The organism is Halanaerobacter jeridensis (assembly GCF_016908315.1).
Classification (GTDB): Bacteria; Bacillota; Halanaerobiia; order Halobacteroidales; family Halobacteroidaceae; genus Halanaerobacter; species Halanaerobacter jeridensis.
On record NZ_JAFBDQ010000014.1, the window covers coordinates 72,979 to 94,691 of the forward strand.

23 protein-coding genes are annotated in these 21,713 nt (G+C 32.6%); 3 read left to right on the forward strand and 20 right to left on the reverse strand.

The window, feature by feature from the left end; all coding sequences use genetic code 11:
- Positions 1 to 201 precede the first annotated feature (201 nt).
- From dnaB to JOC47_RS12205, 11 genes are all read right to left on the reverse strand, one after another.
- Positions 202 to 1,533: a replicative DNA helicase gene (gene dnaB, locus JOC47_RS12155; RefSeq protein ID WP_204702351.1), complete on the reverse strand. Its 1,332-nt coding sequence runs from the start codon at positions 1,531 to 1,533 to the stop codon at positions 202 to 204.
- 50 nt (positions 1,534 to 1,583) lie between these two features.
- A complete protein-coding gene (gene lonC / locus JOC47_RS12160; RefSeq protein WP_204702352.1) occupies positions 1,584 to 3,461 on the reverse strand; it encodes a Lon family ATP-dependent protease in 1,878 nt (625 codons plus the stop codon).
- 30 nt (positions 3,462 to 3,491) lie between these two features.
- Entirely contained in the window at positions 3,492 to 3,938 is a 447-nt protein-coding gene (gene rplI / locus JOC47_RS12165; protein WP_204702353.1) for a 50S ribosomal protein L9, read from the reverse strand.
- A gap of 68 nt (positions 3,939 to 4,006) precedes the next feature.
- Positions 4,007 to 4,885 (reverse strand): DUF2232 domain-containing protein, encoded by an 879-nt coding sequence (locus tag JOC47_RS12170; protein ID WP_204702354.1) that lies wholly within the window; start codon positions 4,883 to 4,885, stop codon positions 4,007 to 4,009.
- A 9-nt stretch (positions 4,886 to 4,894) separates the two neighbouring features.
- Positions 4,895 to 5,212 (reverse strand): MazG-like family protein, encoded by a 318-nt coding sequence (locus tag JOC47_RS12175; protein ID WP_204702355.1) that lies wholly within the window; start codon positions 5,210 to 5,212, stop codon positions 4,895 to 4,897.
- A gap of 93 nt (positions 5,213 to 5,305) precedes the next feature.
- Positions 5,306 to 5,518, reverse strand: a complete 213-nt coding sequence (gene rpsR, locus JOC47_RS12180; protein WP_204702356.1) for a 30S ribosomal protein S18 — start codon at positions 5,516 to 5,518, stop codon at positions 5,306 to 5,308.
- A 28-nt stretch (positions 5,519 to 5,546) separates the two neighbouring features.
- Positions 5,547 to 5,957 carry a single-stranded DNA-binding protein gene (locus JOC47_RS12185; RefSeq protein ID WP_204702357.1) on the reverse strand — a complete coding sequence of 137 codons (411 nt, stop codon included), beginning with the start codon at positions 5,955 to 5,957 and terminating at the stop codon, positions 5,547 to 5,549.
- Between the two features lie 20 nt (positions 5,958 to 5,977).
- Positions 5,978 to 6,262, reverse strand: a complete 285-nt coding sequence (gene rpsF, locus JOC47_RS12190) for a 30S ribosomal protein S6 (protein ID WP_204702358.1) — start codon at positions 6,260 to 6,262, stop codon at positions 5,978 to 5,980.
- A 114-nt stretch (positions 6,263 to 6,376) separates the two neighbouring features.
- Positions 6,377 to 7,471 (reverse strand): redox-regulated ATPase YchF, encoded by a 1,095-nt coding sequence (gene ychF, locus JOC47_RS12195; RefSeq protein WP_204702359.1) that lies wholly within the window; start codon positions 7,469 to 7,471, stop codon positions 6,377 to 6,379.
- A gap of 465 nt (positions 7,472 to 7,936) precedes the next feature.
- A complete protein-coding gene (gene alr / locus JOC47_RS12200; RefSeq protein WP_204702360.1) occupies positions 7,937 to 9,058 on the reverse strand; it encodes an alanine racemase in 1,122 nt (373 codons plus the stop codon).
- Between the two features lie 218 nt (positions 9,059 to 9,276).
- Positions 9,277 to 10,305, reverse strand: a complete 1,029-nt coding sequence (locus JOC47_RS12205) for a YkvI family membrane protein (protein WP_204702361.1) — start codon at positions 10,303 to 10,305, stop codon at positions 9,277 to 9,279.
- Positions 10,306 to 10,499: 194 nt separating this feature from the next.
- On the opposite strand from JOC47_RS12205, the gene yyaC reads away from it, so the two are divergent.
- Positions 10,500 to 11,114, forward strand: coding sequence for a spore protease YyaC (gene yyaC, locus JOC47_RS12210; RefSeq protein ID WP_239551191.1), 615 nt, complete (start codon positions 10,500 to 10,502; stop codon positions 11,112 to 11,114).
- Positions 11,115 to 11,137: 23 nt separating this feature from the next.
- Here yyaC and JOC47_RS12215 read toward each other — a convergent pair whose 3' ends face one another.
- The 9 genes from JOC47_RS12215 to hydG form a co-directional block, all read right to left on the reverse strand.
- The gene (locus JOC47_RS12215) at positions 11,138 to 11,500 is read right to left on the reverse strand and encodes a GNAT family N-acetyltransferase (RefSeq protein WP_204702362.1); all 363 of its coding nucleotides are present in this window, start codon (positions 11,498 to 11,500) and stop codon (positions 11,138 to 11,140) included.
- 68 nt (positions 11,501 to 11,568) lie between these two features.
- Entirely contained in the window at positions 11,569 to 11,991 is a 423-nt protein-coding gene (locus tag JOC47_RS12220) for a bactofilin family protein (protein WP_204702363.1), read from the reverse strand.
- 16 nt (positions 11,992 to 12,007) lie between these two features.
- Entirely contained in the window at positions 12,008 to 12,994 is a 987-nt protein-coding gene (locus tag JOC47_RS12225; protein ID WP_204702364.1) for a peptidoglycan DD-metalloendopeptidase family protein, read from the reverse strand.
- Between the two features lie 55 nt (positions 12,995 to 13,049).
- Entirely contained in the window at positions 13,050 to 13,718 is a 669-nt protein-coding gene (locus JOC47_RS12230; RefSeq protein WP_204702379.1) for a DUF554 domain-containing protein, read from the reverse strand.
- A 127-nt stretch (positions 13,719 to 13,845) separates the two neighbouring features.
- Complete coding sequence (locus JOC47_RS12235) at positions 13,846 to 15,240, reverse strand: aspartate ammonia-lyase (protein ID WP_204702365.1); 1,395 nt, start codon at positions 15,238 to 15,240, stop codon at positions 13,846 to 13,848.
- Between the two features lie 392 nt (positions 15,241 to 15,632).
- Positions 15,633 to 16,862, reverse strand: a complete 1,230-nt coding sequence (gene hydF / locus JOC47_RS12240) for a [FeFe] hydrogenase H-cluster maturation GTPase HydF (protein WP_204702366.1) — start codon at positions 16,860 to 16,862, stop codon at positions 15,633 to 15,635.
- Positions 16,837 to 17,967 carry a [FeFe] hydrogenase H-cluster radical SAM maturase HydE gene (gene hydE / locus JOC47_RS12245; RefSeq protein ID WP_204702367.1) on the reverse strand — a complete coding sequence of 377 codons (1,131 nt, stop codon included), beginning with the start codon at positions 17,965 to 17,967 and terminating at the stop codon, positions 16,837 to 16,839. The genes hydF and hydE overlap by 26 nt, the downstream gene beginning before the upstream one ends.
- A gap of 201 nt (positions 17,968 to 18,168) precedes the next feature.
- Positions 18,169 to 18,411 (reverse strand): hypothetical protein, encoded by a 243-nt coding sequence (locus JOC47_RS12250; protein WP_204702368.1) that lies wholly within the window; start codon positions 18,409 to 18,411, stop codon positions 18,169 to 18,171.
- The gene (gene hydG / locus JOC47_RS12255; RefSeq protein WP_204702369.1) at positions 18,386 to 19,768 is read right to left on the reverse strand and encodes a [FeFe] hydrogenase H-cluster radical SAM maturase HydG; all 1,383 of its coding nucleotides are present in this window, start codon (positions 19,766 to 19,768) and stop codon (positions 18,386 to 18,388) included. Before hydG ends, JOC47_RS12250 begins: the two co-directional genes overlap by 26 nt.
- 820 nt (positions 19,769 to 20,588) lie before the next feature.
- Between hydG and JOC47_RS12260 the strand changes: the two genes are divergently transcribed.
- Positions 20,589 to 20,912: a hypothetical protein gene (locus JOC47_RS12260; RefSeq protein ID WP_204702370.1), complete on the forward strand. Its 324-nt coding sequence runs from the start codon at positions 20,589 to 20,591 to the stop codon at positions 20,910 to 20,912.
- 421 nt (positions 20,913 to 21,333) lie between these two features.
- Positions 21,334 to 21,474 carry a hypothetical protein gene (locus JOC47_RS12265; protein WP_204702371.1) on the forward strand — a complete coding sequence of 47 codons (141 nt, stop codon included), beginning with the start codon at positions 21,334 to 21,336 and terminating at the stop codon, positions 21,472 to 21,474.
- Positions 21,475 to 21,713 lie beyond the last annotated feature (239 nt).

The window sequence follows — 21,713 nt, forward strand, 5'->3', positions numbered from 1 at the left end:
AATTACCAACGCAACACTAATATAATAGCAAATCTTGAGCTTAATGTCAACGAAATTACGAAGTTTTAAATAACTACCTTCAGTAAATGTTCGTGTATATTCTGAAATAGCTTAGACCCTATTTAGCTATGAGCTTTGAGCTATAAGCATTGAGTTAAAATTTCAATCACAAAAAAAGAGTAAAGAGTAGATGAAGTCCACCTACTCCTCTCTTTTAGACAAGTCAACAAACTTGGTATATTCTTTTTGAAAAGCCAATTCTACAGTACCTACGGGACCATTTCTCTGCTTACCAACAATTATCTCTGTAATCCCTTTCTTTTCTGTATCGGGATTATAGTATTCATCACGATAAATAAATGCTACCACATCTGCATCCTGCTCAATAGAACCACTAGCTCGTAAATCACTTAACTGTGGTCGTTTATCATTTCTTTGTTCTACAGCTCGACTTAACTGTGATAAGGATACTACTGGTACATTTAACTCTCTACCTAATCCTTTTAAGGAACGAGAAATCTTAGAAACCTCTTGTTGGCGGCTTTCTGCCCCACCGCTACCTTGCATCAACTGTAAATAGTCAATTAAAATCAAATCTAAGCCGTGTTCAGCCTTAATTCTTCTTGCCTTAGCTCTCATTTCCATGACTGTAATACCTGGAGTATCATCAATAAATATATCAGATTCACCTAATCTACCTGCAGCCTGCGACAATCTACGCCAGTCTGTATCACGTAACTGACCGGTTCGCAGACGGTGACTGTTAACCTGTGCTTCTGAACAAAGCATTCGCTGGACTAACTGTGATTTAGACATCTCTAAAGAAAAAATAGCTACAGAAGTATCTTCCTCTACTGCAGCATATTGTCCTATATTCAATGCTAACGCAGTCTTACCCATACTAGGACGAGCAGCAATAATAATTAAATCCGATTCTTGAAATCCAGAAGTCATCTTATCTAAATCTCGAAAACCAGTTGGTACTCCTGTTACGTCCTCTTGAGTTTCATGCAACTCTTCCAAGTCATCGAAAGTATCCATTAAAACATCTTTAATACCTGAAAATTCTTTAACACTTCTTTTTTCAGATACTTCAAAGATTAAACTTTCAGCTTGGTCTAATAAATCATCTACTTCTCCTTCATCTTTATAACCTAACTTAGAAATTTGATTAGATGTTTTAATCAAGCGTCTCAATATTGATTTTTCTTCTACTATTTCAGCATAATGTTTGATGTTAGCAGCAGTAGGTACACTGTTGACTACACTAGTAATATAAGACGCTCCTCCAATTTCCTCCAATTTATCTTCTTCCCGTAATTTTTCACTTAAAGTTACTAAATCAACTGGATCACCTTTATCGAATAATTGACAAATAGCATTATAAATAGTTGCATGCTTCTGCCAATAAAAATCTTCTGGTTCTAAACTCTCTACAGCTGTTGGAATAGCCTCTCTATCTAATAACATCGAACCTAAAGTTGATTTTTCAGCTTCTTCGCTACTTGGAGGAACTTTATCTACTTCTGCCATACTATAAGCCTCCTTATCTATCTCAACAAAACAATATTCCATACTAGAAATTATACTTTAGTAATTAACATTCGAGTTAAGACATCATCAATATTTTCTACCATAGTTATTTTTAATCTGTCATCAATACTAAAATCAGTCTTATTTTCTTGAGGAATTAATACTTCTGACATTTCTGCTTGATAAGCACCATAGATTTTCTCTCTAACTCCACCCACTGCCTTAATATCTCCCTGCAGTGATATCTCACCAGTTACAGCTACATCTTGTTTAACTGGGATTTCTTCTAAAGCACTTATAATAGCTACAGCTATAGCAGTACCAGCTGATGGGCCATCAACTTTAGCCCCACCAACTAAATTAACGTGTAAATCATAATTTTGTAGATCTTTTCCTGTTTTCTTTCTTACAATTGTAGCAGCATTAAATACAGAATCTTGGGTCATATCTCCAGCAGTTTGATTAAATTTAATTTTTCCTTGTCCCTCAGTTGCTGCTGGAAAAACAACTGCTTCTACTTCTAATAACGAACCTAAAAAGCCATTAACTCCTAAACCTAATACTCTCCCTATTTTTCCTTCGCTAGTTACTTGGCCACGATTAATCAACGTCATTCTTCTTAACTTAGCTGCTTCTTCGACTTGCTCACCAGTAATTCGATTATCATCATGATATAAAGCCAAATTATATGCATCTAATAATAAATTAATCGCTGTTCTACCTTCAGAAGTATAATCACTAATTTTTTCTACTGCTTTATCTTCAAAATTAAAATCTAATTTAAGAGCAGCCTGCTGTACAATCTTTTTTATTTTATCTTTAGTTAATGGTTCAAAAAATACACTAGAAGTTCTAGAACGCAGTGCCGGATTAATTTCTTGCGGAGTTCTAGTAGTAGCTCCAATTAAAATAAAGTCAGCTGGAGCACCAGAGGCAAAAAGTTTCTTTATATAATCAGGAACTTTTTTATCGCTCTGTTCAAAATAAGAAGAATCAAATTGTACTCGCTTATCTTCCAATACTTTTAATAATTTATTTTGTAGCTCAGGGTCTAATTCACCAATTTCATCTATAAATAGAACACCGCCATGAGCTTCAGTAACTAGACCTAATTTAGGTTCTGGAATTCCTGCTTGACTCAACTTTCCTTTAGCTCCTTGATAAATAGGGTCATGAACAGAACCCAACAGCGGATTAGTTATTTCTCTTGGGTCCCAGCGCAAAGTAGTAGCATCTACTTCAACAAAATTAGCCTTTTTTGAAAATGGACTGCTACCTTTAGATTTAGCAACTTCTAAAGCTAATCTAGCAGCAGTAGTTTTACCTACACCAGGTGGCCCATAAATAATTAAATGCTGGGGATAAGGGGATTGCAGTTTAGATAATAAAGCTTTAACCCCCTCTTGTTGACCAACTATTTCTTCAATCTTCTGCGGACTAACTAAATTTAAAGCAGATACATTCAAACTATTAGCTTCTAAGGATTCTAATTCAAGTTCTTTCTTTAATACCTGCGGGCTAGAAGAAAATTCATCTTTACTTTCAGACTTAATTATTTCTTTTCGTAGTTGTTTAAGATACTGATGTTCTTTTTCTGCTAATTTATCACTGATTCTTTTCTCAACTCTTTTTTTAGCCATTTTTTCTGCTTGTTGAGATACTAATTCATCTTCTAAGTGCTGCATTAATTCTAATTTAGCATTATTACCAGAGGGGAGTTTGTCCAAAGTTGGATTATCAAGTACTATTTTCTGTAGTGCAATTAATTTCTGATTAATTTTATTTGAATCTAAAGCATCTAATACATTTAATTTACCTGCCTTAACTAGTAGATCATCTGTAGAATATAGGTCTGATAAAAGAGCAAAAAGAGCAGCTATTTTAGTCTCTAACTGCTCTTCTTGCACTATAGTATCTTGATCTGGCATATGATCCCCTTTCTAATCTTTTATCGTCAACTACGCTTCAATCACCTTTACTTTTACGGTAGCAGTTACATCTTTATGTAACTTAATATCTACCGGTTTAACACCTAAATTTTTAATATTTTCATCTAAATCAATATTTCTTTTATCAATCTTTTCACCTGTTTCAGCTTCGATTTCATCTGCAATATCCATACTTGTTACAGAACCAAATAAACGATTATTATCTCCAGCTTTAACTGCAATTTCTAAAACTAAACCTTCTAATTCTTCAGCTTTCTTTTGAGCTTCTTTTCTTTCTTCTTCCTTCTGCTTCTGTTTAGACTTTTTCTTCTGCTCTAAATTATTTAAATTCTGCTTAGTGGCTTCTTTAGCAAGCCCTCGAGGTAATAAATAATTACGAGCATGTCCATCAGCTGCTTCAACTACATCACCTTTGTTTCCTAAATTACTTACATCTTCTTGCAAAATAACTTTCATAATACCCCTCCAATCTTGATTATATAATATTAAACTATAGTTAACAATAAATCATTATTGGTAACTCATTAAGCATCATCTAAATTACGAAAATCAAACCAAAGATCAAAAATCCCTATAAAAAATAATAAATTGATTATTAGAGGAAAAAATAATATAGCAACTATTAAGTACCACTTAGATACTTCTTTAGTGGTATAAAAATGATAAGCGACTGCTAATCCTTGTAATGAAAATAAAAAGGTCAATAATATATATAAATTATCAAAGAAGATATTATTAAATAACAGAGCTAATAAGTAGCCTAGGATAAGTAATTTTGATAATTTAAACTTTTCAATTTTTAATTGATAAGGATAGTTGAAATTTAATTTAGATAAGACATTAATACTAAAATAATAATTTAAGATAGCAATTAATAAACCACTACATAGCATTAAAGTAGGGAAAGTTGTTTTTAAAGTTCTAATTAACTGTTCAGAAACCTGATTCGTAACTTCAGCAGAAAACCCTAATTGTTTATAATTTTGGGCTACTATATTTATTTGTTCTGTCAATTGAGCTGTAATATTAGTATGTAATACATATTGAACTACAAAAAAAGTTAATAAAAATGAACTTGCTGCTGCAATGGTTCCAATTCCTATTATAATTTTAGGTTTGAATCCTTCATCAAAAGCAGCACCTAAACTAACTCCTAATAAACCAGTATAAAATATTGCAAATAAAAATAATCCCGGATTAATTAAAATAAATAATATAATTGCACTGACTAAACTAATTATAATTCCTAATCTACTATTCCATCTTGTAACTGCTATAATTATAGGTAAAGGAGATAGAATTAATAAAATATTACCTAACATCGGTAGAAAAAATCCAATAATAATAATTACCGTTACAAGAGCTGCTAGTAAAGCCCCTTCCACTACTTCTTTAGTCTCCAAAAAACCACCTCAATTTCTTTTCTTAAAATGCTCTAACAATTGGCTTAACTCACCATACCAATTTTCTATTTGATGTTCAGCATGTATATTATCTTCTAATCTTTCTTCTAGTCTCCGATTTAATTGCTGGAAAGAATAGCCTAACCTCTTAGCAAGTAAATATGCAGCCATTACAATATTAGCAAGGATTGTTAATATCTTTTCTTCTTGGTTTTTGACCATTGATTTAAATAATGAGGATACGTTACTTAACAATTCAGTTTTAAGCCATTCAATGACTTTTAAATTTTTGGTGATTGATTTATCTTTAGGATTAAAGTTATTCATTAATATCCTCCCAAGCAATCGCTATTAAACTTAAATATTTCACTAATTTTTGAACAATAAAAGGAGGCATAATGCCCCCTCTTAATTTCTAAGTTAGTCTATTTTATAAGGTAATAAAGCAACACTTCGTGCTTGCTTTATTGCTTTAGTCAATTGTCTTTGATGACGTGCACAATTTCCAGAAATTCTGCGAGGTAAAATTTTGCCTCGGTCAGTAATATATTTCTGTAAAATATTAATCTTTTTATAATCAATCTTATTTACACTATTCGCACAAAAATCACATGATTTTCCTCGAGGTGCCATTACTTTTCCCTCCTTTTAACAAACAATTTTAGAAAGGCACATCCAATTCTTCTTCGTCAATTTGTTGGTGGTCCTGTTGTTGATTACTTTGCTTCTGATTATTGCTTCGTTTATTGTCGTCTGGCCACTCAAGAAAACGGACATCATTAGCTACAACTTCAGAGACACGTCGATTATATCCTTCATCAGTTTCATAAGTTCTAATCTGTAGTCTCCCATCTACTGCAACTAATCTACCTTTACCTAAATGATTAGCACATGTTTCTGCTTGCTTCCTCCAGACTACAATATCTACAAAGTCAGCATCATAATCCCCTTCACGATTTTTAAAGGGTCTTTGAACTGCTAAAGTGAAATTGCAAACCGCTGTTCCATTAGCAGTATATCTCAATTCCGGATCATCAGTTAAACGGCCAATTAAAATAATTTTATTAAGCAATTAAGCCACCACCTTCAATACTATTCAGCTCTTAATACAAGATTTCTCAATACATCATCATCAATGTTGTAGGCCCAATTTAGCCTATCTAAAGTTTCACCTTCGCCATTAAAGTTAATAACTACATAATAAGCAGAAGCAAAATCTTCTATTTCATAAGCTAATTCTTTAACGCCCCATTTATCAACGTTAACAATTTCTCCTGCATTGTCTTCAATAATATCAGTAATTCTTTCAATCTTAGATTCAGTTGTTTCTTCATCCAAATCAGGATTAATTACAGCCATAGTTTCATATTTTCTCATTCTCTTCACCTCCTCCATTTGGTCATTGGCCCTTTTTACAGAGCATGGAAGCACATTCTATTATAACAATAGCTTGTGCAATTTTCAAATACTTTTTTGACTACTATCCATCTTTTAAACATTAAACTTGAAATAACATACATCTCCATCTTCTACAATATAGTCTTTTCCTTCTAAACGCAAGGTTCCTTCTTCTCTAGCATTAGCAAAAGAGCCAGCTGACATTAGCTTATCATAACTAATAACTTCAGCTTTAATAAAACCTCGTTCCATATCAGTATGGATAGTTCCAGCAGCTTCTGGAGCAGTAGAACCTTTTTTAACAGTCCAAGCTCGTACTTCTTTTTCTCCAGCAGTAAAGAAAGTAATTAAGCCTAACAATCTATAACCTGCTTTAATTAATTTATCCAATCCAGATTCTTCAATACCTAATTCATCTAAAAACAGTTCTTTTTCCGCTCCTTCTAACTCAGCTATTTCAGATTCAATCTTAGCACTGACAGTTACTACTTCAGCCTTTTCTTCAGCTGCTTTCTCTTCTATCTTTTTCACATGAGGATTACCATCAATTAAATCATCATCTCCAACATTAGCAGCATACAAGACTGGTTTTAAAGTCAATAGGTTTAAGTCTCGCACTAATTTTTTCTCTTTTTCACTTAAATCTAATCTCCTAGCTGGTTCACCTTCTTCTAACGTAGAACTGATTTTTTCTAATACTTCTAGCTGTTCTTCATAAATTTTGTCACCACTTTTTAATTTTCGTTCCGTGTTCTCTATCTTCTTCTCTACGCTCTCTAAATCAGCTAAAATTAATTCCGTTTCAATAATTTCAATATCTCTAAGTGGATCAACACTACCTTCAACATGTGTTACTTCCGAATTCTCAAAACAACGTACCACATGAACAATTGCATCTACCTCACGAATATTAGCTAAAAACTTATTTCCTAAACCTTCTCCTTCACTTGCTCCCTTAACTAGACCTGCAATGTCTACAAATTCAATTGCAGTAGGAGTAGTCTTTTTAGGGTCGATTAATTCAGATAAATTATCTAACCTTTGATCTGGTACATCAACAATACCTACATTAGGATCAATTGTACAAAATGGATAATTCTCTGAATCAGCCCCTGCTTCAGTAATCGCATTAAACAATGTTGATTTACCTACATTCGGCAAACCAACAATCCCACATTTCATTCCCATAAATAAAATCTCTCCTTATTATATAAATTATTAAAGTCTTTTTTCTTATTTAGTCACTGAACTTAATCATTATCTATATAAAGTTTCACTTTTAGTGAAACTTTATAGCTAGAAGTAAGTAGCTAGAAGCTAGTAGTTAAAAACATAAAATCAAAAGCAAGAGGCACAATCAAAAAATAAGTAACCTCACTTTAAGATAATCCCTGACCCCACTATTAAAGTAAAACTATCATTAGATGCCTGAGCGAGTTTTTCGTAGTGGTATTAAATTTAGGATGTTAATGAGTCTTAATGAAGTGAAATTAAAATTAATTAAAATTGATTTTAATTGAACGAGTTTTAGACGAATCATCCTAAATTTCTGAACGAAGAAATGCTTGATCAGTCATCTCGAAGTTACACTTTATATAGATTAATCCAAATTAAAGTATATCTAGAAACAAGCAAAAATGCAAAGAAAAAATATTAAAATATTCTCTCTACTCTAGGGCCAATTCTACAAACGACTTCATAATTGATCGTTCCGATCTTATCTGCTAGTTCTTGAGCTTTAATTTCTGCCCCACCATCACTACCAATTAAAGTAACTGTATCTCCTTTAGCAACCTCAATTCCTGTCACATCAATCATAATCTGATCCATACAGACTCTACCAATTACATTGGCCCGCTGTCCTTTCACTATTACCTCTGCCTGATTAGAAAGTCTCCGGTCATAACCATCATAGTATCCTAAAGCTAAAGTAGCCACTTTAGTTTCTTTATCAGCAGTATATGTACACCCATAACTAATATTAGCTCCAGGTTTTACTTCTTTCACATGTACAACATGAGCTTTCCAACTCAAAACTGCTTTTAAATCAATCTTATCAGCTAAGCTAGGGGCAGGAGGAAGACCATATAAAGCAATACCTAATCGTACTAAATCAAAATGAGCCTCCGGAAAATCAATAATTGCTGCACTGTTAGCAGCATGTTTAACAGGGATTTCAATCCCCTTCTCTTCTAAATCAGATAATAATTGTTTAAACTTACTCAACTGCTCTTTAGTATAGATAGCATCTTCATCTGCAGCAGAAAAATGAGTGAAGATACCTTCAATTTTTAAATGCTCTAAATCAGCTATAGTTTTAATTTTTTCTACTGGCTGATTATCAACTAAAATTCCAATCCGCCCCATCCCAGTATCAATTCCTAAATGAACTTCAACAACTTCATCTTCTTGCTGTGCTTCTTCAGCAATCTTTTGAGCAGTAGCAAGAGTATAAACTACAGGTGTTAAATGATACTGAACAACCTCTGGAATCCTACTTTCTAATATAGTACCTAAGACTAAAATTGGCAATTCAATCCCTGCTTCTCTAAGTTCAATCCCTTCCTCTATCGTAGCTACAGCTAACATTTTCACTCGCTCATGTTGCTGAGCAATCTTAGCCACCTCAACTGAACCATGCCCATAAGCATTAGCTTTGACTACCGCTATAATATTGCTATCCTCATGTAAATGTTCTTCAACTTGATGCAAATTATGCTCTACTGCCTCTAAATCTATTTCAGCCCAAGTTGTTAGGCCTTTAACTTTATTCATTATTAATCCCATCCTTTATTCAAATTAATTTAGTTCTTTTCTATATAAAGCTTCACTATATAGTGAAGCTTTATAGCTAGAAGTAAGTAGCTAGGAGCTAGTAGTTAAAAACATAAAATCAAATTCAAAGCTGTGAACTGTTTTATGGTTTTGAATTTACTACTAGCTACTAGCTTTTATCTACTAGCTAGTGGCACGATAGTGCCACTTTATATAGATTATATTTCATTTCGTAATAAATATCTATGAATAATATAGCTAATCACTAAAGCTGCAAATAAGAACAAACTTAATGCCCCTAATTTAGGATAAATTCCCTGTACTAAAGTAGAAAAAGAAAACTGTAATAAGGGAATAATTAAGACTATCACAAAAATTAATAACTTTTCACGACTCCACTTAAAAATTAACTGCAGACGGTCTAATAGTGCATATAAATTGCAACTAGCTGTAGTCAACATAGCCAACCATAAAGTTAAAGCATATAAATAATAAAATTGAGGTTTGTAAATTTTCACTGCCTCCAACATTGGCAATTGTTCCCCAATTATCTGATCCTGAAATTGAATTAAGGTAGTAGCAATTAAAAAAGCTATAATTCCTAAAATAATACCTCCACTGCTGATACCTATCATCACTTCTAGTTTACTAAATTTAGAAACTAATGGCAAGAGCACTGTAATAGCTAGTACTAAATTGTACCCTGTATATGTAAAGGTAGAAACTAATTGCTCTAAATTAAATTTCAAATATGATAAATTTAGGTTAACATCTATACCTAAAGTAAAAACAATTATAATCAATAATAAAATTGGAATTAAAATAAAATTAAGATCTAAAACACCTTCTAAACCATAAAAATTAGTTATAATTACAATTAATAAAGTTAGAATTAATCCCCAATTATATTTTAAATCAATAAAAGTAGAAAATACTTCTTTACTTCCTACTAACATAATAATAAAACTACTTAATAAAAACAAAGTTAAATTCAAATCTGCTAATAGCCCTAATCTTTTTCCACCGTAATAAGAAAATAATTGATAATAGTTATCTACTGCTAATTTTTCACTAATTAGAAAAATACTATTCCCTAAAATCGCAAATAAAAAACCTGTTATTAAAACTAAAGCTAAACCTTCTGAGCCATGGATTACAAAAAAATTAAAAATTTCTTGCCCCGAAACAAACCCAGCTCCAATTACAGCTCCTACATAAGTAAAAGCTATTTTTATAATTCTTCTCATTGATGGTAAAACCTCCTTCTACATATTATATTATCTTAGCAGAAGGAATAAATTAGAAAAAATTACCACAGAGATAATGGTTCAATTCCACATATTATAGTATAAAAACTATTAAAATAATAATAGACTCTTTTTTAATCTGTTAATTATTTTATTCTTAAATATTAGAGAGATTATGGGAAGGGGGACAAGAATTGAGCTCTAAAACTAGTCTGTTTACTAATAATATAAAACCTAAAAAGAAGAAAAATATTAATAATAAAGTACATATAGATGACCCTTTAGCCATATCAAATCTCAATCAAATTATTAGAAGAAAGATACAAAATATCACTCCTGTAATTAATGAAGTAATTATTTTCTGTATTGGAACAGATCGTTCGACTGGAGATGCACTGGGACCATTAATTGGCTCTAAATTGCAAAACTTTAATTTAAATCCCAAAATAAATGTCTATGGCACTTTAGAAGAACCAGTTCATGCTACAAACCTGGAACAAAATATAAAAAAAATTAAAGAACAATTTGATAATCCCTTAATTATAGCTATTGATGCAGGGTTAGGAAAAAATAAAAGCGTAGGAAATATAAACGTCAATACTGGACCATTAAAACCAGGTTCAGGAGTCAATAAAAAATTACCAGCTATAGGAGATTTTCATATCACTGGCTTAGTTAATGTGGGAGGATATATGGAGTATTTTGTTCTACAAAGCACTAGATTAAGTATTGTCATTAAAATGTCTAAGATAATTACTTATGCTTTAGTCAATTCTTTTAAACGCTTAACAAACGATAAAAGGCTTTAATCAGATGATTAAAGCCTTAAAATTTACAGTCTCTTTTTCATTTCAACATGCTTAATACCCGCTTCCATAAATTCCTCATCTGAAACTAACTCATAATTATTCTTCTGATAAAAAGACCGGGCCTTTACTTGAGCATGTAGTTTTATCTCTTTTAAATTTTTCTTTTTAGCAAATTTTTCTACTCTATCGATTAATAAACTACCTACTCCCTGCTTGCGATAATCAGATTTAACAGCCATTCTCTCTAATTTAGCATAGTTATTTATTATTCTCAATCTGCAAGTAGCAACTAATTCTTTATTATTTCTAGCCAGAAAATGAATAGCCTTATCTTCTTTATCATCAATCTCTAAATCAGCTGGAACCCCTTGGCCTTCAACAAACACTTCTGTTCGCAGTCTAAAAGCTTCTTCTAAATTATCAGTGTCTGTTTCAATTGTAATTTCATAGTCACTTAGTTTTTTTTTAGATCTTTTTTACTTTTATTTTTTTTAGATTTTCCTTTAGTTTCTTTATCTTTATCAGAAATACTAGTTCCTTTAAATACAGCTCCATCATTAATTACTAAATTAGAATAGCAAATATCTCCAATTAATTCTCCATTTTTCAGCAACTTTAATTTTCCTTTAGCACGTACATCACCTTCTACCGTACCTGCTATTTCTATGTTATCTCCTTCTAAATCTGCTTTTAACTTTCCACTTTTTCCTACTAAGATATCGCCTTTAGCAGTTAACTTTCCATTTAGTTGTCCATCAATCCTAATTGATTCTTTAACCTCTACCTCACCTTCAATTTTAGTACCTTGACTAATTATAGTACCTACTTCTTTAGTTGAAGTTTCATTTTTTTCTTTATCGTTGCTTCCAAATAACATTAATTAGCCCCCTTGCTTAAAAAAATTGTTTTGGATTAGTATGATGTCCATTAACTAATACCTCATAGTGTACATGAGGTCCAGTACTACGACCTGAATTACCTGATAAAGCAATAGGCTCGCCTCTTTTAACTACCTCACCAGTTCTAACTAATAATTTATTATTATGTCCATATAAAGTTCGATAACCATAACCATGGTCTAAAACAACTGCCCGCCCATAACCAGATTTCCAACCAGAAAATACTACTTTAGCCTGTCCAGTAGCAATTACTTTGTGGTTATACCATACTCCAATGTCTATCCCTTCATGGAATATACGTTTTTTTTCTACTGGATGAAAGCGATAGCCATAACCTGAAGTAATTCGTCCTTTATGACCTAAAATAGGCCATCCCTTTGGTTTAGAAGACAAATAATCTTTATAATCAATCACTTCTTGCTTCAAGGTTGATAAATCTTTTTTACGCTGAGTAATTCCTTTATTTAAAGAAGACAAATTCTGTTTAGTAGCATTAATTAAGACTCCTGAAGCCACACTATGAGCTGTTTGAGCAACAGTCTGCGACTCTGCTAATTTATTACTAGCAGTGGTACTGCTATCTCTAGATTTAGCATCCGTTTTACTGCTCAAATCATCTTTGTTTTTAAAATCAATCATTTCTTTAATTTTATGATTTTCTTTTTTTATCTGATTAAATTGTTCTTTTATTTCTTCAGTCTTATTAGATAATTTAGATAATTTACTCTGTAAATAGTCATTTTTTTCTCTTAAATTCTCTACTTTTTGTTTATAGGGGACTAAAAATCTTATCTCTCTTCGGGCTGCATTGAATTGATAATAGTAGTAAGATAGAATCCCAGTTATTAAAACTAAAGAGATTATTATAAAATATACAGCAAATTTAATCCACTTTTTTGCTATTTTTAAAGTAAAGACATCCTCTTCTGTTTCCGGCACTATTTGAATAGTAACTTTTTCATTTTGATTATCTTCAAACATACTTTCGCCCCCAATTTAGATAATCAATCTTAGCTATTAAAATCCTACTATTAATTTAAAACAAATATACTAAAAATATACTAATAAAAATAGCTGGTAGTAAGTTCCCAACTTTTATATTTACTATCTCTAATAAGTTCAACGAAATTGCTACAATCAATAATCCACCGACTGCTGTCATTTCAGTAATTACTGGATCAATTAATATTTGCTGCGACCAACCAGCTAATAAAGCAATACTACCCTGATATAAGAAAACCGATATAGCAGAAACAAGGACCCCAGGGCCCATCGTAGATGAGAAAGCTATAGCTGAAAATCCATCTAATAATGATTTAGAATAAAGTGTCGAGGGATTACCTAGACCATCTTGAATTGCTCCAGTAATCGCCATTGCACCAACACAATAAATTAAGCTAGTATGGACAAATCCAGCCGCTATTTCACTTTCACTATCTAATTTAGATTCTATCCAATCACCAAGTCGGTCTAAGTTAGTCTTAATGCTTAAAAATTCTCCTATAATACCACCAAGTACTAAACTAAAGATAACTACCGGCATATTTTGAGTTTGCAAAGCCATTTTTAATCCAATTAACAACACAGCTAAGCTTAAGCCCTGCATTACTATATCTTTTAAAGATTCAGATATTTTATCACCAATAAACAATCCTAAACTACCACCAATTAGAATTGCAATTGTATTCACAATATTACCAATCATCATTCATCACCTATCCCTACAAATTATATTATTCACTACTTTTAGCTAAAATCCTGCTAAAATAAAACAAAAAAATAAAAAGTATGCCCTTTTTCTAAAGCATACTTGAATTAACATTATTTAAATTCTATTTTTCTCCAGCAATTCCTGGCTGAGTCATTTCTTGGGGACTTAAAATCTTTTCTAATTCTTGCTCATTGAAAATATCTCTATCTAAAACTGCTTCTTTAACTGTTTTATCTGTATTCAAAACTTCCTTAGCAATTTCAGTTGTTAATTTATAACCTAAATACGGATTCAAAGCCGTCAATAGCCCTAAACTATCATCTAATAATTCCTGACAACGTTCTTCATTAGCTTCAATACCTACAATACATTTTTCTCTAAACATCTCCACTCCATTAGTTAAAGTTTCTAAACTCTCTAAAAACTTATCAGCTAATAACGGCAGCATTGCATTTAACTCTAATTGACCAGATTGAGCTGCTAAAGTAATAGCTTGATCATTACTAGTCACTAAGAAACTGAGTTGATTAACTGCTTCAGGAATTACAGGATTGATTTTGCCCGGCATAATTGAAGAACCTGGCTGTACTTGAGGTAACTTAATTTCTCCAATTCCTCCTTTAGGTCCAGAAGAAAGCAGCCTTAAATCATTAGCAATTTTATTTAAATTAACTCCCAATGACTTAAGTAGTCCTGAAACTTCCACAAAAACATCTAAATTTTGGGTATTATCAATCATATTCTCAGCATGGGCCAAGCTCACGTTAGTATTACGTCTTAACTCCTGAACGACTTTAAATATAAATTTAGGTTCAGCATTTAAGCCAGTCCCTACTGCTGTCCCACCCAAATTAACCTTCTTCAGTCGCTCAGATACCTTATATAACCTCCAGCGGTCACGACTAATAGCCTCAGCATAAGCAGAAAATTCTTGTCCTAAGGTAATCGGCACCGCATCTTGCAGCTGGGTTCGCCCCAGTTTGAGAATATTAGCAAACTCACGTTCTTTATCTTGGAAGGCCTCCTGCAATTCAGCTACTTCTTCAGTTAGGGGAATCAGTAAACGCAAAGAAGCTAATTTCAAGGCAGTAGGATAGACATCATTAGTCGATTGACCTAAATTAACATCTTGATTAGGATGTACTACTTCATAATCACCTTTACTACCACCCAAAATTTCAATCGCTCGATTGGCAACTACCTCATTAACCATCATATTAGTAGAGGTTCCAGCCCCTCCCTGTAAAGCATCAAGTTGGAATTCATCCCCTAATGCTCCTGCTAAAATTTCATCACAAGCCTGGATAATAGCTTCTTTCTTATCTTCCTCCAATCTATCAACTTCATAATTCACCGCCGCTGCAGCCTTTTTAATCTCTACAATAGCTTCAATTAAATGTTCATTCACATTTCGATTAGTCAAATTAAAATTTTCTTGGGCTCGTGCTGTATTGATCCCATAATAAGCATCTTCATCTATTTCTTTAGTTCCGATTAAATCCTTTTCTTCCCGCATTATTATCACCCACTTTTGTTAGTTTAAGACCATTCCTGCTCCCACTATTAAAGTAAAACTGCATTGGTGGGAAATGAAATTGTTTCAGAGCGTCTTTAAATCTAGTTTGCTAATGACTCTTAACGCAATTAATAAAAGCAACTTCAGTTTAAGACAATCACTGCCCCCACTATTAAAGTAAGACTATCATTAGATGTCTGAGCAAGTTTTTCGTAGTGGTATTAAATTTAGGAGGTTAATGAGTCTTAATGAGGTAAACTTAAAATAAATTTTGTGTTGTTTAATCTCCAATTTTGATTAAACTAAATTTATTTTAAGTTTACGAATTTTAGACGAATCATCCTAAATTTTTGAACGAAGAAATGCTTGCTCAGACATCTCGAAGCTACACTTTATATAGATTTTTCTTCATCCCATAGCATCTTCGCATAAGGAAACGGCTCTAAAGCCCGGTCTAAAATACCATGCACATGAGCAATCAGCATTCCATAATTAACAATAGGAATTCCTAAACTATCTGCCTTTTTAATGCGGTATAAAATTTCCTTGCGGTTAGTCATACAACCGCCACACTGCACAATTAAATCATAATCTTCAACATTATCAGGGAATTCACGCCCTGATACATGATCAAAGTTAAGGTCCGCGCCAACCTTTTGCCGCAACCAACGAGGGATTTTAACTGTACCAATATCATCACAAGTTCGGTGGTGAGTACAAGATTCAGCTACTAATACATCATCACCTGCTTCTAAATTATCAATTTCTTTGGCACCATTAGTTAAAATCTCTAAATCTCCTTTATAACGAGCAAATAAGATTGAAAATCCAGTCAACTGAATTCTTTCGGGCACATCTGCTGCTACTTTCATAAAGGCTTGCGAATCAGTCACTACTATCTTCGGGTCATTTTTCAATTCTGCTAAAGCACCTTTTAATTCTGTATCTTTAACCACCATTGACTGAGCATCATGGTCTAATACATCCCGTAATGTCTGCACTTGAGGTAAAATCAAGCGTCCTTTAGGAGCTGCAGCATCAATCGGAATAACTAAAACTACCGTATCCTGCGGTTGAATTAAATCACCAATAATCTCAGACTTTTCAAACTTTTCAGGAGCATTCAGAATTATTTCTTTTTTCAATTTCTCAATCCCAGTCTGTTCTGTAGCACTTACAGACAATAGTTTAATACTTAGCTCACTCATCAGATCGTTCAAAGCTATATCTTCTACCTTATCTTCTTTATTAACTACACCAACAACTGGAATATCTCGCTCTTCACACTCAGCTAATAGATCTTTTTCATATTCATCAACACCAACTTCAGGATCGACTACTAAAACTGCTAAATCAGTTCTCTGCAGCGCTTCTTTAGTTTTCTTGACCCGCAAATCACCTAATTCACCTTCATCATCAATTCCAGCCGTATCAATGATTCGTACAGGGCCAATGGGAAGAATTTCCATCGATTTATAAACCGGATCAGTAGTAGTCCCTGCTACATCAGATACAACTGCTAAATCTTGATTAGTCAAAGCATTAACCAAACTCGATTTTCCTGCATTTCTCCGTCCTAAAATAGCAATGTGTAATCTATTGGCCCGCGGCGTTTTCTGCATTTATATCACTCCCTAATTGCTCTGGGTTATTAATCCGTTTAAAGTAATGCGGCGAATCGCCCCATTCTCCATAACCAATCTCATCACCAACAGTTGCTATCCGATGCGCTAAACAGTTCTTACAATCAGATGCTTCCTCATCAATACAAGGCTTATTCTCATACAGTTGATAATCAGCTCGATAATTCTTGTGAGTAACAATCGGCATCAAAATATTAGCCCCTGCTTCCATAGCTTTCTCTCGTCCAACAGGATCTAAGGCTTGCAAAGCAGTAGTCGCTGCAATATTAATATCCGGCATCACTAAACGCAAAATAGCAACCATTTTCAAGCCCCAATCTAAATTACGCTCTTTTATCTTTTCTTTATCATTAATTTCTTTAACTATTGGCGTTTCCTCATGGATTACATAAGGCCCCATCCCAATCATATCAATATTTTCCTGAGCAAAGAATAAAATATCATCAATTAAATCTTCTGTACTCTGCCCTGGAATTCCAATCATCACTCCCGTACCAACTTGATAACCAATATCACGCAGATCTTCTAAACATTCTACTCGGCGATCAAAATCATGATCATCGGGATGAATTGATTGATATAATTCCCGATTAGAACTCTCAATTCGCAACAAATAGCGGTGCGCACCTAAATCAAACCACCGTTGATAAGTTTCTCTATCCTGTTCACCTAAAGAAAGAGTAATTCCTAACTCACCATTACTTAAATCTTTAATCTCTTTAATTATATCATCAACAAACTCAATATATTCTTGGTCAGTTCGCTCTCCTGATTGCAAAACAATCGAACCATAATTATTGTCATAAATAAACTGAGCACTTTCTAAAATTTCTTCTTTACTCATAAAATAGCGATTTACATTATCATTATCTGCTCTAATCCCACAGTAATTACAGTTCTTTTCACACATATTACTAAACTCAATAATTCCGCGATAATAAACCTTTTGGCCCACATTTTCAGTTTTAAGTTGATAAGCCTTATCATACAATTTATTTATTTTTTCTTCATCTTCTAAATTAATTAGATATAACAGATCTTCTTTTGTATATTGATCTTTATTTAAGATCTTTTCTAATTTCATTTTAACCCCTCCCACTTTATAGCTAGAAGTAAGTAGCTAGGAGCTAGTAGTTAAAAACATAAAATCAAATTCAAAACCTAAAACATTAACCTAGTATTCAATAATTCAAAGCTGTGAACTGTTTTGTGGTTTTGAATTTACTACTAGCTACTAGCTTTTATCTACTAGCTAGTGGCACGATAGTGCCACTTTATATAGATATTATTTAATAAATTGCCCAAATAACTCCTTTAACTCCTGCTCCACCTCATCAGTAGTTCCTTGACTAAAGAGTACATAATCGCCCTCTTCAGCCAACTGAGTTGGGGGACTAAATTGTTCAGTCCCCACCTTAAATACATATTCTACTCTGCGGCCGTGTTTTTTACTCAACCAAACCTTCATTTCTTCCTCATCTATTAACTCTTTTGCTTTATCTTTAAAAATATAAGTCGCGTTCGCCATCTTCTACTCGCTCCAATTTCTCAATCAATTCTGTTTTGATATCTTCTTTTTCAATTTCCTCTAGCTTTTCTTCGATTAATTTTTCGCCTTCATCTATAATCCGCTGCGAAGCATAATCTTCTAAATATTCTTTGAAAGTTAAAATCGCATTAGGAGTACAATATCGTTTAATAAAGCCTGGAATAGCAAACTCCATAAAGTGTTCTCCTGTTCTTCCTAAGCGATAACAAGCAGTACAGAAAGAAGGTAAATAACCATCTCTAACTAACTCATACATTACTTCTTCTAAAGAACGAGTATCTCCAATCTCAAACTGTTCTTTATCTAAATTCTGCTCTTCATCAGCATGAGTATAGCCTTCCATCTCAATTCTTGTTCCGGCATCAATTTGTGATACTCCAAACTCCATTACTTCATCCCGCAGTTCTGGATCTTCACGAGCAGTTAAGATCATGCCAGTATAAGGCACTGCTAATCTTAAAATAGCCACTAGGCGTTTAAATTCTTCATCATTCACTTCATACTTATCATCAATATTAATTCCACTGGCATCATTAATCCGCGGGAAAGAAATTGTATGTGGTCCCACATCAAATTCATCTTCTAAATGAATAGTATGCTCTAGTAAGCCTAAAACTTCATACTTCCAATCATACAATCCAAATAAAGCACCAATACCTACATCATCGACTCCAGCTTCCATAGCTCTATCTAAACCTGTTAAACGCCATTCAAAGTCTGATTTTGGCCCACTAGGATGAACCTGTTGATAAGTTTCATGATGGTATGTTTCCTGGAAAATTTGATAAGTTCCAATTCCTACATCTTTTAATTTCTTATAGCCTTCCACATCTAAAGGTGCTGCATTAATATTAACGCGGCGAATTTCTCCATTTCCTTCTGTAGTATCATAGACCGTTTCCACTGTATCTGCAATAAAGTCAGCATCATAATCAGGATGTTCCCCATAGACTAAGATTGAACGCTTTTGGCCCTGACTTTCCATTGCTTTCACTTGTTGTCTAAGTTGCTCTTCACTTAAAGTATTGCGCTCTACATCTTGATTTGAAGCCTTAAAGCCGCAGTATTCACAGTCATTAATACACTTATTACCAATATATAAAGGAGCAAATAATACTACCCGATCTCCATAAATCTTACTTTTTAATCTGCGAGCTCCATCAAATATTTTTTCAATCCATTCAGGTTTATCAGCCTGCAGTAAAGTTGCTGTTTCTTCTAAACTTAAACGTTCTTTATTTAAAGATTTTTCAATGATTCTATCTATTTCCTCAGCCGTAGGTTCTGCTTCATCTAACATCGTCTCTAATTTCTCATCATTAATAAAATCACTCATTTTATCACCTCATAAAAAAATATAGTACTCTCGGCTAAATTAGTTGCTTAATTCATAGTACTAAGCACAAATGTAAATTTACTACCACCTACATTATAATTGAGAATTGATAATGAAGAATGGACAATTAAACTCAAAATCATATAGTCAAAACATTAAAACAGCTAATACTAAAGAATCTATTAACACTTTAATTGTGAAAATTATTATAGATTTAACCGAGAACCTTCAAATAATTTTAAAACAAGTTCAAATAATCACAAAGTCAATTAAAAAAATCACCAGCCAAAACAAAAAAGACTCACCCACAGAGGATAAGTCTAGACATAATTAGCCCTTATACCTCCCTGTGATTAGATTCCTCCTTTCACGAAGAGAATATTAATTCTAAATTTTGTTTCCCTTTAGACTAGGATCACTCCCGATCTAGCAGGAACTTGTTTTATTTTCATCTTTCATTATATATAACTACTCTTTAAATTGCAAATTTATGTTGCACAGGTTTATATAAAAATAAAAATCAGAATAACTAATCTAAATTTTAAGAACAGAGCACCATTTGACTCAATTATTTGAATAAAGGAGAGGTAGGCTATTTAAGAAATGAAATTTTAAAAATTTAATAATCTACAAGAAGTTTTATCTATTAAAATAATAAAGCAATTTAATTAGACATATTATGGATGAAATTTAATTCATTACAATATAAATATTGTTTATTAGAGTAAAATTTCTATATTATTTTTTGGAACTGATTAGTTTGTTCCTCTATTAAATAAGTGAAAGTAACAAATCGAATATTAAAAACAGGGGGGATAAAATGAATTTCATTACTAATAATGAAATTAAACAGAAAGCATCTCAAGGTAAAATAGTTATTTTTATTCCAACAAAAACACTGTGGCCTAATACTACTAATGAAAACAATCAGTTTATCAGTTCAAAAGTTATTAAGATAGCTGATTGCTTAGGGATTAATGACGTCATTAATTGGACTGAGGTGATTTTTAAAAGCCAGTATATTACTTTACAATTTGAAGACTCAACTCAAGCTAAAGCTAAAATAAAAGAATTAGAAAAAATCAAGGACTTAGTTTATGCTGAACTCTGGACAAATGGTAGAGAAATAAGGAGTAATGCATAATAGGAGTTGATACTTTGAGTTATTTAAGTACTCAGAAAAACTTGTAGGCAAATTAAAAATAACTAAATATGCTAGGAAGAGATATCAGGAGCGATATCCTCATTATAAAATTGGACAAACTAAAGTGAAAATGCTAGCCGAAAAAGGATAGATAAAAAATCAGGAAGAAAATAACAGATGATCGAATAATATTAGAGAATTAAAATCACAGGCTGTAAAAGTAAATACAGATCAATTTGAAGCTATTATCAAACCAGTTTTTTCTAACATTGTGGGTACTGTTATATAGCTGATTTTATAAGGAATATATTAGGGAAACAGGTTTTAATTTAAATTCATCAATTATTTTTAAGAACTGTGTAGCTTATTTCTCTATTAAATAAGTGAGAGTGATAAATTAAATATTCAGGGGGTGAAAATAATGGGGACTAAACAAAAATATTATCCAGATGGTTTTGGAGGTCCTCCTCGATGGCAGTGTTGTAAATGTGGAGCTATGAATAAAGGCGGTAGAAATAGTTGTTCTTCCTGCAGCCATAGCCGCTGCAGTAGCTGCAAATAAGTTAGTCAATAAGTAAAAAAATCATTTAAGACGTCTTATGTCAAGTAAAAGTTTTACAAGTTAAAAAATGGAAATTAATTTGACCTAGCAATCCCCAAAACAATAATTATAGATTTTTTAACTAATGGCAGCTAATTCAGAGACTATCAATTAACTGGCTTGATTTAAGACTTCGTACTCAGGAGTTTCAGGTAATTCATAGGTAGATTTGTCTCGCATCATAGCATAAATAATATCAA